A 14,802-nucleotide genomic window follows, 5' to 3' on the forward strand; every position below is an offset into this window, starting at 1 on the left:
CCGTGGCCGACATCCCAACCTCAGGCCCCGTGCCTGTGCTCGATGCAAGGCGCATCGCCACCGCTGCCTCCCGGCGGCGACGGAACGCGGCGCTGAGCCGCAGGATCAACATCCTCGTCGGGCTGCTTTCGATCCCGCTGTTCCTGCTCGTCTGGCAACTCGTGGCGCAGGCGAAGATCGTCAACGCCATCCTGTTCCCGCCGCCGACGGAAGTCGCGCGGGCAGCGGTGGAATGGATCGCGAGCGGTGAGTTTGTGTCGGATCTTTCGGCGAGCCTGAGGCGCGTCACCATCGGCTACGTGGTCGGCGCGGCCCTGGGCGTCGGCCTCGGCCTTCTCACCGGGCGCTCGGCCTTCTTTTCCGGCCTGTTCGGCCCCATCTTCCAGATTCTGCGGCCGATCCCGCCCATCGCCTTCGTGCCCATCGTCATCCTGTGGTTCGGCCTGAGCGAGGGCGGCAAGATCTTCCTCATCGTCTGGGGCGTCTTCTTCACCGTCTGGCTGTCGACGCATCTCGGCGTGCAGAAGGCGGACCAGGGCCTGGTCCGCGCCGCCCAGATGCTGGGGACACCGCGGCGGCGCCTCGTCGGCGAGGTCGTGCTGCTGAGCGCTTTGCCTTTCATCGTCGTCGGCCTGAGGACGGCGGTGGGCATCTCCTTCTACACCCTCGTCGCCGCCGAGCTCGCCGGTGCCTTCGCCGGCGTGTTCTACCGGATCCAGCTCGCCCAGCAGAACATGCAGACGGGCCAGGTGTTTGCCGGCCTGCTGGCGCTCGGCCTGATTTCCTTCGTCGCCGACCGCGGCTTCGCGGCCCTGGCACAGCGTCTGGTATGGTGGCGATGAGCCTGCTTCAGTTCGCCCGCAAGATGGCCCCGGCGCAGCCGGGCCCCGCGCCACTGGCCCGGCGCGCCGAGATCGAGATCGAGGTCCGCGACGTCACCATCGCCTTCGAGCGCGACGGCGGGCAGTTCGTGCCCGCCGTGGATCGCGTGTCGTTCGACGTGCGCCGCGGCGAGTTCATCTGCCTCCTCGGGCCATCCGGGTGCGGGAAGTCCACGATCCTGAATAGCGTGGCGGGGTTCGAGCACCCCTTCGCCGGCGAGGTGCGCGTCGCCGGGCGGGATGTGACGGGGCCGGGGCCGGATCGCGGCGTCGTCTTCCAGCAGCCCTGCCTGTTTCCCTGGAAGTCGGTGCGGGCCAACGTGGCCCACGGCCCGCGCATGGCCGGCAAGTCGCGCGCAGAGGCTGGCGCCATCGCCGACACGCTCATCGAGATGATCGGCCTGACCCGCTTCGCCTCCGCCCTCCCGCACACGCTGTCCGGCGGCATGCAGCAGCGTGTGGCCATCGCCCGGGCGATGGCGAACAAGCCGAACATCCTCCTCATGGACGAGCCCTTCGGCGCGCTCGATGCGCAGACCCGCTCCATCATGCAGGAGAGCCTCCTGCAGCTCTGGTCGCAGGTCGGCGCGACCATCCTGTTCGTAACCCATGACATCGACGAGGCGGTGCTGCTCGCCGACCGCGTGCTGGTGATGTCCGCCGGGCCGGGGCGGATCATCCGCGACGTCACGGTCGACCTGCCGCGGCCCCGCAGCCTCGACACTACCCTCAACGCACGCTTCCAGGAGCTGCGCAAGGAATGCCTGGACCTCATCCGGCAGCAGAGCATCAAAGCGTTCGAGGGGACCCCCCATGTCTGAGGCCCGCGTTTCCGCATCGCTCCGGCTGGCGAGCGATGATTTTCAGGACATCCGCCCGCGCTTCGCCGACGTGCGCGCCGCTCTCGCGGAGGGGGCGGACCCGGTCGGGCTCGCGCTCAAGGCGGCCGACCGCGCCGCGGCTGCGGCCGCGGAGGGGATCTTCACCGCCCTGATCCCGCGCGAGAGCGTCGCCGCCAGCGCCCGCGCGGCGGCCGGACGGGCGCGGGCGGGCGAGGACCTGCCGCTGCTCGGCCTCACCTTCTCGGTGAAGGACAACGTGCATGTGGCGGGCATGGCGACCACCTGCAACTGCCCGGCCTTCTCGGTGATGCCTGGGGAGAGCGCCCTCGTGGTCACGCGGCTCGAGGCGGCCGGGGCGGTGCTCATCGGCAAGAACACCATGGACCAGTTTGCCACCGGCCTGAACGGCACCCGCACCCCGGAGCCGCTCTGCCGCAACGCGCTCGATCCCGCCTTCATTCCCGGCGGATCGAGCTCCGGCTCCGCCGTCGCGGTGGCGCGCGGGATCGTGTCGTTCGCGCTGGGCAGCGACACCGGCGGCTCGGGACGCGTGCCGGCGGCGTGCAACGGCATCGTCGGGGTGAAGCCCACGGTCGGGCTCGTGAGCAACCGCGGCGTCATCTACAACAGTCGCCTGCTCGACTGCGTACCGGTCTTCGCCGCCTGCGTCACCGAGGCGAACGAAATACTCCGGGCGATCGCCGGCTTCGATCCGGGCGACGCCTGGAGCCGGCGGGACGCCGATGCGATCGAGGTCACGATCCAGGATCCCGCCGGCGCGCGCCTTGCCGTTCCCCGGGCGAGCCAGATGCGTTTCTTCGGCGACGATGCGGCCGAGACCGCCTTCGCCGCCAATCTCGCACGTCTGAGGACGCTGGGCTTCGTGCTGGAGGAAATCGATTTCTCTCCCTTCGAGGAGGCGGGCCGGCTGGTGTTCCAGTCGGCGCTGGTGGCCGAGCGCCTCGTGGATTATGGCGATGTCATCATCCAGGATCGCGACCGCATCCACCCTGCCGTGCTGGCCGCCATCGAGCCGGGCCTGTCGTATTCCGCTAAGGATGCCTTCGAAGTCGTCTATCGGATCAAGGAGTTGAAGCGGGCTGCGGAACTGGCGCTGGACGGCTATGCCGCGCTCGTGGTGCCGACCATCCCGACCATCTTCACCATCGAGGAAATGCTGGCGGAGCCGCTCGCACGCAACACGGTGATGGGGACCTACACCTACTTCGTCAATCCGATGGACCTGTGCGCCGTGTCCGTCCCCGGCGCGCCAGCGCGGGCGGGCCTGCCCTCGGCGCTGAGCTTCATCGGCCTTGCCGGCAAAGACGGGGTGGTCGCCGGTCTTGCCCGCAGCTTCGCCGCGGAACGGGCCTGAAGCGTTTTCGCGCGAAGCGGATTCCGGTTCGCGCGAAACGCTTCTCGATCCCGGTTGGTGGCCATCCCGTGCTAGAGAGCGATCCGGGATCAGCGTGTGATGCAAGCTGATCGGCGCGTGTTCCAGATGGATCGCGTGAACGCGGCATCGCGAGGCAACCGGTCGTGACGGTTCGGCAGATCATCAAATTCCCCGACGCCCGGCTGCGCGGCGTCGCCGCGCCGGTGTCCCTCTTCGATGATGCGCTCGGCGCGCTCGTCGCAGATCTGCTCGACACCATGCGCGCCGCGCCGGGCATCGGGATCACGGCGCCGCACATCGGGATTGCACGGCGCGTGGTCGTGCTCGATCTCTCGGCCGAGGAGGGCGCGCGTGCCTACGTCAATCCGACAATCGCTTGGGCGTCCCCGGAGCTGATCCGGCACCAGGAAGGCAGCGTGTCCATGCCCGGCGTCGCGGAGGAGGTCGAGCGTCACGCGCGGGTCCGCGTCCAGTACCAGGACCTGGCGGGTGCCGAACACGTCGAGGAGGCCGAGGGGCTGCGCGCCGTCTGCCACCAGCACGAGATCGACCAACTGGACGGCATCTTCTGGATCCAGCGGCTCTCGCGTTTGAAGCGGGAGCGCGTGATCAAGCGCTACGAGAAGGCGCAGCGCGAGCCGCGCTCCTGAGCGCCGACGCACCTTGGGTGCAATCGGGCGGGTTCCCGTCGGCGTGCGCGATCCTGACGGCCCGCATGCAAGCCCGGGCCAAGCAGGTCCCGGGCTTGCATGGTCGCCGAGCTTGCGCCGATCCGCCCGCGCCCCGCGCGTTCAGGGACGGCGCGGCCTCTTTCCCGGCTTGCCCTCGAACGTGTTCGGGCGGCTGCGTGCCGGCGGGCGCTCCCCCGGGCCGCGGCCAAGCGGCTTCGGCTCGCGCGGAGCGTCCTGGGGGGCCTGCCCTGCGCGGGCTTGTCGCGGAATGATTTGCCCCGGGCCGGCTTGTCCTGTGGCGTCTTCCAGCGCGGCGTCACGGCACGGCCCGGGCGCTCGGGGCGGCTCGCCGGAGGGCCGCCGGGGAGCGGTTCGATGGTCACTTCGGCGCCGTCCTGCTTGTGCACGGCCGCGCTGAAACGGTCGAGCGCGGCGGCGCTGACCTCGAATACGCTCTCCTCGTCGAAGATGCGGATGGCGCCGATGTCCTCGCGCGTCACGTTCCCGCGCCGGCAGATCAGCGGCAGCAGCCAGCGCGGGTCGGCCTTGTTGCGGCGGCCGATATTGAGGCGGAACCAGCCGCCGCCGCCCGGCGGTCCGCCGAACCCGCGCTGGGTGGTGCGGTCGCGCACGCCGCGCGGTTCGCCGGGGTCGGCAACCTCCTCCGGCGAGGGCAGGCCGGCGCGATAAAGGCGCACCAGCGCCGCCACCAGATTCTCGGCCGGGTGCTCCGCCAGCAGCGTGCGGGCGACGGCGGCCTCCTCCTCGCTCGGCTCGTCGGTCAGAAGAGGGTCGCGCAGCATGCGCTCGTGGTCGAGCTTGCGGATATCATCGGCCGTCGGCGGGCCCGACCAGGCCGGCGTCACCCCCAGGCTCCGCAGCAGGTCCTCCGTGCGGCGCCGGCGGAACGGCGGCACCAGCAGCACGCTCACCCCCTTGCGCCCGGCCCGCCCGGTGCGGCCGCTGCGATGCTGGAGGCTCTCGGCGTCGTTCGGCAGATCGGCGTGGATGACGAGGCCGAGGCTCGGCAGATCGATGCCGCGCGCCGCGACATCGGTGGCGACGCACACCCGCGCCCGACCGTCGCGCAGCGCCTGGAGCGCCGAGTTCCGCTCGTTCTGGCTGAGTTCGCCGGACAGCGCCACCGCGGAAAACTGCCGCTCCTGAAGCGTCGCGTGCAGGTGCCGCACCGTTTCGCGGGTGTTGCAGAACACGATGGCGCTCGGCGCATCGTAATACCGCAAGAGGTTGACGACGGCGTGTTCGATCTCTTTCGGCACGACGCGGATGGCGCGATACTCGATATCGGCGTGGCCGCCTTCGGGGCTGGCCACCTCGATGCGCAGCGCCTCGCGCTGGTAGCGCTTGGCCAAAGCGGTGATGCCGCGCGGCAGCGTGGCGGAGAACAACAGACTCCGCCGCTCCGGCGGGGTCGCGTCGAGAATGAACTGGAGGTCCTCGCGGAAGCCGAGATCGAGCATCTCGTCGGCTTCGTCGAGCACGACGACCTGCAGCGCGGAAATGTCGAGCCGGCCGCGCTCCAGATGGTCGCGCAGGCGCCCCGGCGTGCCGACGACGATGTGGGCGCCCCGGCTGAGCGCGCGCTGTTCCTGGCGCGGATCCATGCCGCCGACGCAGGAGACGATGCGTGCGCCCGTGGCCGCATAGAGCCACGCGAACTCGCGCTGAACCTGCAGGGCCAGTTCGCGTGTGGGGGCCACGACCAGCGCCTGCGGGACGCTCGCGGGTCCGAACTGCTCGTCCGTGCCCAGCAGCGTCTCGGCCATGGCCAGGCCATAGGCCACGGTCTTGCCCGATCCGGTCTGGGCGGAAACCAGGAGATCCCGTCCCGACGCTTCAGGGGCCAGGACGGCGAGCTGCACGGGCGTCGGGTCGTTGTAGTCCCGCTCGGCCAGAGCGCGGGCGAGCGCTGGATTTGTCGTCATGAAGGGCACGGCTGGTTCCGCCTATCTTGCACTGTCGTCAGGCGTCGAACGGGAGCCATCGGAAGGGGTTGGGGAGGGTCATCTTTAACGGACCGGAAGCCCTGATACCACGGCGGGCGAGGCGTGATCCAATGCTGCTTCTGCCGCCCGGGTGGACCTGCCTCCCGGCGTGCCCTCGAAGATCGGCCGTTGGCGTGATGCGGCGGGACCGCCCGTCAGCCAAGGGGAGATCTCCTCAATAGAAAAGTCCGGACTTCAATAAGAAGTCCGGACCTCGACAAGGAGCGTGCGGCCTCCCCGCTGCGCGAGCCGCAGGGAGGCGGGTTTTTCATTGCGCCAGATCGAAGCGATCCGCGTTCATCACCTTGGTCCAGGCGGCGACGAAGTCCTTGACGAACTTCTCCTTGTTGTCGTCCTGGGCATAGACTTCGGCATAGGCGCGAAGAACCGCATTGGAGCCGAAGACGAGGTCCATGCGCGTCGCGGTCCACTTGAGTTGGCCGGTCTTGCGGTCCCGGACCTCGTAGACGCCGCCGGCAGCCGGCTTCCACGTATTGTCCATGTCGGTCAGGTTGACGAAGAAATCGTTCGTCAACGCGCCTTCGCGGTCGGTGAACACACCATGCTTGGTGCCGCCGTAATTGGCCCCCAGCACGCGCAGGCCACCCACCAGGACGGTCATCTCGTTGGCGGTCAGGCCCATCAGCTGGGTGCGGTCGAGCATGAGCTCTTCCGGGCTGACGACGTAGTCCTTCTTCAGCCAGTTGCGATAGCCGTCATGGATCGGTTCGAGCACTGCGAAGGACTCGGCGTCGGTCGTCGCGTCCGTCGCGTCGCCGCGGCCGGGAGCGAAGGGCACCGTGACGTCGAAGCCCGCCGCCTTCGCCGCCTGCTCCACGCCCACGGTGCCGGCGAGCACGATGACGTCGGCGACGCTCGCGCCGGTCTCGGCCGCAATCGGCTCCAAGACGCCGAGCACCTTGGCGAGGCGCGCCGGCTCGTTGCCTTCCCAGTCCTTCTGCGGGGCGAGGCGGATGCGCGCGCCGTTGGCGCCGCCGCGCATGTCGGAGCCGCGGAAGGTGCGGGCGCTGTCCCAGGCGGTGGCGATCAGATCGCTGGCCGAAAGGCCGCTGTTGACGATCTTCGCCTTGACGGCGACGACGTCATAGTCGGTGCGGCCGGCCGGCACCGGGTCCTGCCAGATCAGATCTTCCCCGGGCACGTCCGGGCCGATGTAGCGGACCTTCGGCCCCATGTCGCGGTGGGTCAGCTTGAACCAGGCGCGGCTGAAGGCCTCCGAGAACGCGGCCGGGTCCTTCATGAACTTGAGGGAGATCTCGCGGTAGACCGGATCCACCTTCATGGCCATGTCGGCGTCGGTCATGATCGGCATGCGGCGGATGGAGGGGTCCTCTACGTCCACCGGCTTGTCCTCTTCCTTGATGCCCATGGGCTCCCACTGGTGCGCGCCCGCCGGGCTCTTCTTCAGCTCCCACTCGTGGTTGAAGAGCATCTCGAAATAGCCATTGTCCCACTTGGTGGGATGGGTGGTCCAGGCGCCCTCGATGCCGCTCGTCACCGTGTCGCGGCCCTTGCCGGTGCCGGTCGGGTTCGCCCAGCCGAAGCCCTGCTGGTCCACGTCGGCGGCTTCGGGCTCGGGGCCGAGCTTCGAGGCATCGCCGTTGCCGTGGGTCTTGCCCACCGTGTGGCCACCGGCGGTCAGGGCGACGGTTTCCTCGTCGTTCATCGCCATGCGGGCGAAGGTCTCGCGGATCTGCGCCCCGGTCTTCAGCGGGTCCGGATGGCCGTTCACGCCTTCGGGATTGACGTAGATCAGGCCCATCTGCACCGCAGCCAGCGGGTTTTCCATGGTCGAGGGGACATCGACGTTCTCATAGCGCCCGTCGCTGGGGGCGAGCCACTGCTTTTCCGAGCCCCAGTAGGTGTCCTTCTCGGGGTGCCAGATGTCCACCCGGCCGAAACCGAAGCCAAAGGTCTTCAGGCCCATGGATTCATAGGCAATGGTCCCCGCGAGGGCGATGAGGTCGGCCCAGCTGACCTTGTTGCCGTACTTCTTCTTTATCGGCCACAGAAGACGGCGGGCCTTGTCGAGGCTCACATTGTCGGGCCAGGAATTCAGGGGGGCGAAGCGCTGGTTTCCGGTGCCGGCGCCGCCGCGGCCGTCGGCCGTGCGATACGAGCCGGCCGCGTGCCAGGACATGCGGATCATCAGGCCGCCATAGTGGCCCCAATCCGCCGGCCACCACTCCTGACTGTCGGTCATGAGGGCGTGCATGTCCTTCTTGAGCGCCTCGAAGTCGAGTGTCTTCACCGCTTCGCGATAGTTGAAGGCCGGCCCCAGCGGGTTGGTCTTCGTATCGTGCTGGTGGAGGATGTCGAGGTTCAGCGCCTTCGGCCACCAGTTCATGTTGGATTCGCCGACCTCGGTTATGGCGCCGTGCACCACCGGACATTTGCCGGCAGATCTCATTTCACTCCCGCCCATACTGCTCTCCTGACCCTGATTTCGCGTTCTGGAGCGCTGCCAGATGCGCATGCAGCCCGGCGATCGGTCGATCGCGGTGGAACAGCCCCCATGCTGCGCGCCCTCCGTTGACCGGCAGAGTCCTACTCCAGAAGTGTGATAATGAAAATTTGCATTTTCAAATGGACACGATAAATTCAGATTATGAATGGTATCACCATGAAGCAGCTGCGCTATTTCGAGGCGCTCGCCCAGCATGGTCATTTCGGTCGCGCCGCCGGCGCCTGTTCCATCTCGCAGCCGGCCCTTTCCCTGCAAATGAAGGAGCTGGAGGAAACCCTCGGCGCTCCTTTGGTCGAAAGGGGCACGCGGCAGATCCGCCTGACCAATCTCGGGGAGGCGTTCGCGCTGCGGGTGCGCGAGATCCTGCGCGCCGTGGATGAGCTGGACGACCTGGCGCGCTCCTCCCACAGCCCGCTGGCCGGGCGGCTGCGGATCGGCGTCATCCCGACCGTTGCGCCCTATCTGCTGCCGAGCGTGATCAAGCGCCTCACCGAATGCTTTCCGGGACTGGATCCGCGCCCGCGCGAGGCAGTGACGCAAAGGCTGGTGGAAGACCTGGTGGAAGGCCGGCTCGACACGGCGATCGTGGCCCTGCCGGTGTCCGAGCCCTCCCTGAGCGAATACCCGCTGTTCGACGAGGAATTCGTTCTGGTGCGCCCACTGGAAGATGCGCAGATGCCGGTGCCGAATCCGCAGATGTTGTGCGAGATGCGGCTGCTGTTGCTGGAAGAGGGGCATTGCTTCCGTGAGCAGGCCATATCCTTCTGCACCATGTCGTCGAGCCTGCCGCGCGACCTCATGGAGGGAAGCTCGCTGACGACCCTGGTGCAGATGGTCGGGGCCGGCATCGGGGTGACACTCATCCCGCAGATGGCCATTCCTGTCGAGACGCGCTCGGCATCCGTATCCATCGCACGCCTCGCCCATCCGCGCCCGTCGCGGACGATCGGCATGATCTGGCGAAAGACCAACCCCTTGGCGGGCCAGTTCGAGCATGTCGCCGAAATTGTCCGTGAGGTGGGGGTGGAGGGTTCAAACGCCGCGGATCAGTTCCATGGCGCCATGTCCTGCATCGGCGGCCGGGCCGCGTGGGCCGGGCCGGGATGAGGACGTGTGCGCAGTCAGGGCCCGGTGGCGGCAATGGACGCCCGGTGCGTTGAAGATGATCGCAACCATGAGTGACATATGACGGGAGTAACGACGATGGCAGGAAACAAGGTCGCGCTCATCACGGCCGGCGGCAGCGGCATGGGCGCCGAGGCGGCACGCAGACTGGCCGCCGACGGCTTCAAGGTCGCCATCCTGTCCTCGTCGGGGAAGGGCGAGGACCTCGGCAAGGCGCTCGGCGGGTTCGGCCTCACCGGCTCGAACCAGTCGAACGAGGATCTGAAACGCCTCGTCGATGACGCGGTGGAACGGTGGGGCCGTGTCGACGTGCTGGTGAACAGCGCTGGCCACGGCCCGCGTGCGCCGCTTCTCGAGATCAGCGACGCGCAGTGGCACGCGGGCATCGACGTCTACCTGTTGAACGTGATCCGCCCGGCGCGCCTCGTGACACCGCTCATGCAGGCGCAGAAGTCCGGGACGATCATCAACATCTCGACGGCGTGGGCGTTCGAGCCGAGCGCCATGTTTCCGACCTCCGCCGTGTTCCGGGCGGGCCTTGCGGCGTTCACGAAGATCTTCGCCGACACCTACGCCCCCGATAATGTCCGCATGAACAACGTCCTGCCCGGCTGGATCGACAGCCTGCCCGCCACCGAAGACCGCCGGCAGAGCGTGCCCATGCAACGCTATGGCACGAGCCAGGAGATCGCCGCCACCATCGCGTTCCTCGCCTCGGACGGCGCCGGCTACATCACCGGCCAGAACATCCGCGTGGATGGAGGATTGACCCGGTCGGTCTGAGGTCGCGGGGGAGGGGCCGCACGCTCCTCCCGCCCGCCGCGTGCGGCCCGGCCTTCGGCATTCCGGCGCAGGAGGACGTGGGCGCCCCGCCGAGGACATCGCCCGGCGCCATCTCGGTGACGACGAAGAGGGGAGGGGCCGTTCAAGGTCACCGGCAACGTGGAGGCCGGCAGAAGCATCCCGAAGGCTGGACCACACCCGATCCGTATCCGTATCGTGCGGCACCCGAAGGGGGGCCCGCGCCCGCGCTTTCCGTGCCTGCCCATTCCAAACGGAGCTGTCGATGATCTTCCGCCAATTGTTCGATAGCGTGTCCGGCACCTACACCTATCTGCTCGCCAGCCGCCCCGGCGGTGAGGCGCTGATCATCGATCCCGTGCTGGAAAGGGTCGATCGCTATCTGCAGCTCGTGCGGGAGCTCGACCTCAGGCTGGTCAAGGCGGTCGATACCCACCTGCACGCCGACCACATCACGGGCCTCGGTGCGCTGCGGGACCAGACGCACTGCATCACGGTGATGGGTGAGCAGACGAAGGCCGACGTGGTCGCAATGCGCGTTGCGGAAGGCGAGCGCGTCGCGATCGAGGGCCTCAGCCTCGACGTGCTCTACACGCCCGGCCATACGGACGATTCCTACTCCTTCCTTCTGGAAGGGCGTGTCTTCACCGGCGATACGCTGCTAATTCGCGGCACCGGGCGCACCGATTTCCAGAATGGCGATCCACGCGCGCAGTATGATTCCATCTTCAACAAGCTGCTGCGGCTGCCGGACGAGACGCTGGTTTACCCGGCGCACGACTACAAGGGCGACACCGTTTCGACCATCGGCGAGGAGAGGCACTTCAATCCGCGTCTGAGGGTTAGGTCGGTCGAGGAATATATCGACCTCATGAACAACCTGAAGCTGCCCAATCCGAAGATGATGGACGTGGCGGTGCCGGCCAATGTCCATGTCGGTCTCCACCAGGAGGAGATCGCACGCAGGGGCTGGGCGCTCTCGGCGGTCGAGGCGGCGGCGTTGTGTGGGCGGCCCGACGTGGTGCTCGTCGACCTGCGCGAGAAGAGCGAACGCGAACGGCACGGTACCATTCCGGGCGCGCTCCACGCGCCTTATCCCGACCTTCGGGAAAATATCGGCACTGGCGGCGTGCTGCATGAACTGGCGGCCGCCACGGGGAAGCGGATCGTCTTCTACTGTGCCTTCGGCGAACGCTCGGCGATGGCGGTGCAGGCCGCGCAGGACGCCGGTCTGAAAACAGCCTGTCATATCGAGGGCGGTCTCGACGCGTGGAAGAAGGCGAAAGGGCCTGTGGCACGGTAGCGCAACCGGGCGCACGGGCGTCTCCGCCTTTGCTCGGGGCTGATTTCCTGGCCTTTGGCGGGGTTGGCCTGGCGGTGTGGGGTTGGGTTTGAGTTGAGGTTGGGGCTGAACGCAAAAACCCCCGACGCGGCGAGGCGTCGGGGGTTTTTGGGAAGTCGTGACATGGGCATTTGCGCAATTTGTCCTTTGCAGGCCTGGCAGCGACCTACTCTCCCGCGTCTTGAGACGAAGTACCATTGGCGCTGAGGAGTTTAACGGCCGAGTTCGGGATGGGATCGGGTTCAGGCTCCTCGCCATAGCCACCAGGCCGGCAAAGGACAAATTGGGCATTGCGAAGCTGGATTTTCAAAGACGATGATCGTCGGCCATCGGGGTTTTCCCCTGATGGACATCGAGGATGAGAACGATCAAGCCAATCGAGCGATTAGTACCGGTAAGCTCAACGTGTCGCCACGCTTACACACCCGGCCTATCAACGTGGTGGTCTTCCACGGCTCTCGAGGGAATACTCGTTTTGAGGTGGGTTTCCCGCTTAGATGCTTTCAGCGGTTATCCCGACCGTACATAGCTACGCTGCACTGCGGCTGGCGCCACAACAGCTCCACCAGAGGTACGTTCATCCCGGTCCTCTCGTACTAGGGACAAATCCTCTCAATATTCCTACACCCACGGCAGATAGGGACCGAACTGTCTCACGACGTTCTGAACCCAGCTCACGTACCACTTTAATCGGCGAACAGCCGAACCCTTGGGACCTGCTCCAGCCCCAGGATGTGATGAGCCGACATCGAGGTGCCAAACGATTCCGTCGATATGGACTCTTGGGAATCATCAGCCTGTTATCCCCGGCGTACCTTTTATTCGTTGAGCGATGGCCCGTCCACGAGGGACCACCGGATCACTATGGCCGTCTTTCGACTCTGCTCGACTTGTCAGTCTCGCAGTCAGGCGGGCTTATGCCATTGCACTCGACGAGCGATTTCCGACCGCTCTGAGCCCACCATCGCGCGCCTCCGTTACTCTTTGGGAGGCGACCGCCCCAGTCAAACTGCCCACCATGCACTGTCCCGGATCCGGATGACGGACCGCGGTTAGACATTCATATTTCCAAGGGTGGTATTTCAAGGGAGACTCCACAAGAGCTGGCGCCCTCGCTTCGACGTCTACCACCTATCCTACACATGCAAACACGAATGCCAGTGCAAAGCTACAGTAAAGGTGCACGGGGTCTTTCCGTCTGACCGCAGGAACCCCGCATCTTCACGGGGAATTCAATTTCACTGAGTCTATGCTGGAGACAGCGGGGAAGTCGTTACGCCATTCGTGCAGGTCGGAACTTACCCGACAAGGAATTTCGCTACCTTAGGACCGTTATAGTTACGGCCGCCGTTTACCGGGGCTTCGATTCAAAGCTTGCACCTCTCCTCTTAACCTTCCGGCACCGGGCAGGCGTCAGACCCTATACGTCATCTTGCGATTTCGCAGAGCCCTGTGTTTTTGCTAAACAGTCGCCACCCCCTGGTCTGTGCCCCTCGAACCTGGTTGCCCAAGCCCGAGGCCTCCTTATCCCGAAGTTACGGAGGTAAATTGCCGAGTTCCTTCAGCATAGTTCTCTCAAGCGCCTTGGTATACTCTACCAGTCCACCTGTGTCGGTTTCGGGTACGGTCTATGTGGGGGCTATTTCCTGGTACCCATGAATTGCCCGAGAAATCCAATAATCTCGAACCATCTGCCGGATACGTCACACACCCACTGGCCCACGAATATTCACGTGGTTCCCATCGACTACGCCTTTCGGCCTCGCCTTAGGGGCCGGCTAACCCTGCGCAGATTAGCTTTACGCAGGAACCCTTGGACTTTCGGCGACAGTGTCTTTCACACTGTTTGTCGTTACTCATGTCAGCATTCGCACTTCCGATACCTCCAGGATGTCTCACGACTGTCCCTTCGCAGGCTTACGGAACGCTCCGCTACCGCTTGCACAAAGTGCAAACCTAAAGCTTCGGCGCGTGGCTTGAGCCCCGATACATTTTCGGCGCAAGAATCCTAGACCAGTGAGCTGTTACGCTTTCTTTAAAGGATGGCTGCTTCTAAGCCAACCTCCTGGTTGTTTTCGGACTCTCACATCCTTTCACACTTAGCCACGACTTGGGGGCCTTAGCTGTTAGTCAGGGTTGTTTCCCTCTCCACGACGGACGTTAGCACCCGCCGTGTGTCTCCCGTGTAGTACTTCCTGGTATTCGGAGTTTGGTAAGGTTTGGTAGGTCTGTGGGACCCCCTAGCCCTTCCAGTGCTCTACCCCCAGGAGTATTCGCACGAGGCGCTACCTAAATAGCTTTCGCGGAGAACCAGCTATTTCCGGGTTTGGTTGGCCTTTCACCCCTAGCCACAAGTCATCCGAGACTTTTTCAACAGGCACCGGTTCGGTCCTCCAGTGGGTGTTACCCCACCTTCAACCTGCTCATGGCTAGATCACCCGGCTTCGGGTCTAATCCGACGAACTGAACGCCCTGTTCAGACTCGCTTTCGCTGCGCCTACGCCTATCGGCTTAAGCTTGCTCGCCAGACTAAGTCGCTGACCCATTATACAAAAGGTACGCGGTCACCCAGGACGAACCTTGGGCTCCCACTGTTTGTAGGCATCCGGTTTCAGGAACTGTTTCACTCCCCTCGTCGGGGTGCTTTTCACCTTTCCCTCACGGTACTGGTTCGCTATCGGTCGCTAAGGAGTACTTAGGCTTGGAGGGTGGTCCCCCCATGTTCAGACAGGATTTCACGTGTCCCGCCTTACTCGAGGACGAATGTTCGCATTACGTGTACGGGGCTATCACCCTCTGAGGCCCGGCTTTCCTGACCGGTTCCACTTGTCTCGCATTCGCCACTGGCCTGGTCCGCGTTCGCTCGCCACTACTAACGGAGTCTCTGTTGATGTCCTTTCCTCCGGGTACTTAGATGTTTCAGTTCCCCGGGTTAGCTTTTGACCCCTATGTATTCAGGGCCAAATACCTTCATGTGAAAACTGGAAATCCGAAGCCTAAGCCTCGTTGGGTCCTGAGACCCTTCCGAGGTCGAAACCTCGGAGTTCCAGTCTTCGAAGGTGGGTTTCCCCATTCGGAAATCTCCGGATCAAAGCTCATTCGCAGCTCCCCGAAGCTTATCGCAGCGTATCACGTCCTTCTTCGCCTCTTAGCGCCAAGGCATCCACCGAATGCCCTTAAGACACTTGATCGTTCTCATCGTCGATGCCCACCCCTCGGCAGAGGCGCCCCTCGCGGGAAATCAGCCCGA

At 65.4% G+C, this 14,802-nt stretch carries 9 protein-coding genes and 2 rRNA genes; 7 read left to right on the plus strand and 4 right to left on the minus strand.

Annotation, left to right across the window (positions count from 1 at the left end):
• Positions 1-2: 2 nt before the first annotated feature.
• The 4 genes from EZH22_RS13255 (at position 3) to EZH22_RS13270 (ending at position 3,769) form a co-directional block, all read left to right on the plus strand.
• The gene (locus EZH22_RS13255; RefSeq protein ID WP_231711463.1) at positions 3-842 is read left to right on the plus strand and encodes an ABC transporter permease; all 840 of its coding nucleotides are present in this window, start codon (positions 3-5) and stop codon (positions 840-842) included.
• Entirely contained in the window at positions 830-1,702 is an 873-nt protein-coding gene (locus tag EZH22_RS13260) for an ABC transporter ATP-binding protein (protein WP_408647705.1), read from the plus strand. The genes EZH22_RS13255 and EZH22_RS13260 overlap by 13 nt, the downstream gene beginning before the upstream one ends.
• On the plus strand, positions 1,695-3,098 hold the full coding sequence (locus EZH22_RS13265) for an amidase family protein (protein ID WP_203196054.1): 1,404 nt from the start codon (positions 1,695-1,697) through the stop codon (positions 3,096-3,098). Before EZH22_RS13260 ends, EZH22_RS13265 begins: the two co-directional genes overlap by 8 nt.
• 164 nt (positions 3,099-3,262) lie before the next feature.
• Entirely contained in the window at positions 3,263-3,769 is a 507-nt protein-coding gene (locus tag EZH22_RS13270) for a peptide deformylase (protein WP_203196055.1), read from the plus strand.
• Here the strand turns inward: EZH22_RS13270 and EZH22_RS13275 are convergent.
• Positions 3,736-5,745, minus strand: a complete 2,010-nt coding sequence (locus tag EZH22_RS13275; RefSeq protein WP_231711464.1) for a DEAD/DEAH box helicase — start codon at positions 5,743-5,745, stop codon at positions 3,736-3,738. The genes EZH22_RS13270 and EZH22_RS13275 overlap by 34 nt on opposite strands.
• Positions 5,746-6,064: 319 nt before the next feature.
• A complete protein-coding gene (katG, locus tag EZH22_RS13280) occupies positions 6,065-8,227 on the minus strand; it encodes a catalase/peroxidase HPI (protein WP_203196056.1) in 2,163 nt (720 codons plus the stop codon).
• Between the two features lie 213 nt (positions 8,228-8,440).
• Between katG and EZH22_RS13285 the strand changes: the two genes are divergently transcribed.
• The 3 genes from EZH22_RS13285 to EZH22_RS13295 all read left to right on the plus strand — a co-directional run bounded on the left by EZH22_RS13285 (position 8,441) and on the right by EZH22_RS13295 (position 11,513).
• Complete coding sequence (locus EZH22_RS13285) at positions 8,441-9,391, plus strand: hydrogen peroxide-inducible genes activator (protein WP_408647707.1); 951 nt, start codon at positions 8,441-8,443, stop codon at positions 9,389-9,391.
• A 96-nt stretch (positions 9,392-9,487) separates the two neighbouring features.
• The gene (locus EZH22_RS13290) at positions 9,488-10,192 is read left to right on the plus strand and encodes an SDR family oxidoreductase (RefSeq protein ID WP_203196058.1); all 705 of its coding nucleotides are present in this window, start codon (positions 9,488-9,490) and stop codon (positions 10,190-10,192) included.
• Between the two features lie 283 nt (positions 10,193-10,475).
• The gene (locus tag EZH22_RS13295; protein WP_203196059.1) at positions 10,476-11,513 is read left to right on the plus strand and encodes an MBL fold metallo-hydrolase; all 1,038 of its coding nucleotides are present in this window, start codon (positions 10,476-10,478) and stop codon (positions 11,511-11,513) included.
• A gap of 192 nt (positions 11,514-11,705) precedes the next feature.
• On the opposite strand, the gene rrf is transcribed toward EZH22_RS13295, so the two are convergent.
• Positions 11,706-11,820 (minus strand): 5S ribosomal RNA (rrf, locus tag EZH22_RS13300).
• Between the two features lie 96 nt (positions 11,821-11,916).
• Positions 11,917-14,743: ribosomal RNA gene (locus tag EZH22_RS13305) — 23S ribosomal RNA — on the minus strand.
• Positions 14,744-14,802 lie beyond the last annotated feature (59 nt).

The sequence above is a fragment of the Xanthobacter dioxanivorans genome, assembly GCF_016807805.1.
Taxonomy (GTDB): domain Bacteria; phylum Pseudomonadota; class Alphaproteobacteria; order Rhizobiales; family Xanthobacteraceae; genus Xanthobacter; species Xanthobacter dioxanivorans.

What these genes read in the sequence shown, in the direction of transcription:
- EZH22_RS13295 (WP_203196059.1), top strand. Translation starts at nt 10,476, where the DNA reads ATGATCTTCCGCCAATTGTTCGATAGCGTGTCCGGCACCTACACCTAT.
- EZH22_RS13290 (WP_203196058.1), top strand. Translation starts at nt 9,488, where the DNA reads ATGGCAGGAAACAAGGTCGCGCTCATCACGGCCGGCGGCAGCGGCATG.
- EZH22_RS13260 (WP_408647705.1), top strand. Translation starts at nt 830, where the DNA reads ATGGTGGCGATGAGCCTGCTTCAGTTCGCCCGCAAGATGGCCCCGGCG.
- EZH22_RS13285 (WP_408647707.1), top strand. Translation starts at nt 8,441, where the DNA reads ATGAAGCAGCTGCGCTATTTCGAGGCGCTCGCCCAGCATGGTCATTTC.
- katG (WP_203196056.1), bottom strand. Translation starts at nt 8,227, where the DNA reads ATGAGATCTGCCGGCAAATGTCCGGTGGTGCACGGCGCCATAACCGAG.
- EZH22_RS13265 (WP_203196054.1), top strand. Translation starts at nt 1,695, where the DNA reads ATGTCTGAGGCCCGCGTTTCCGCATCGCTCCGGCTGGCGAGCGATGAT.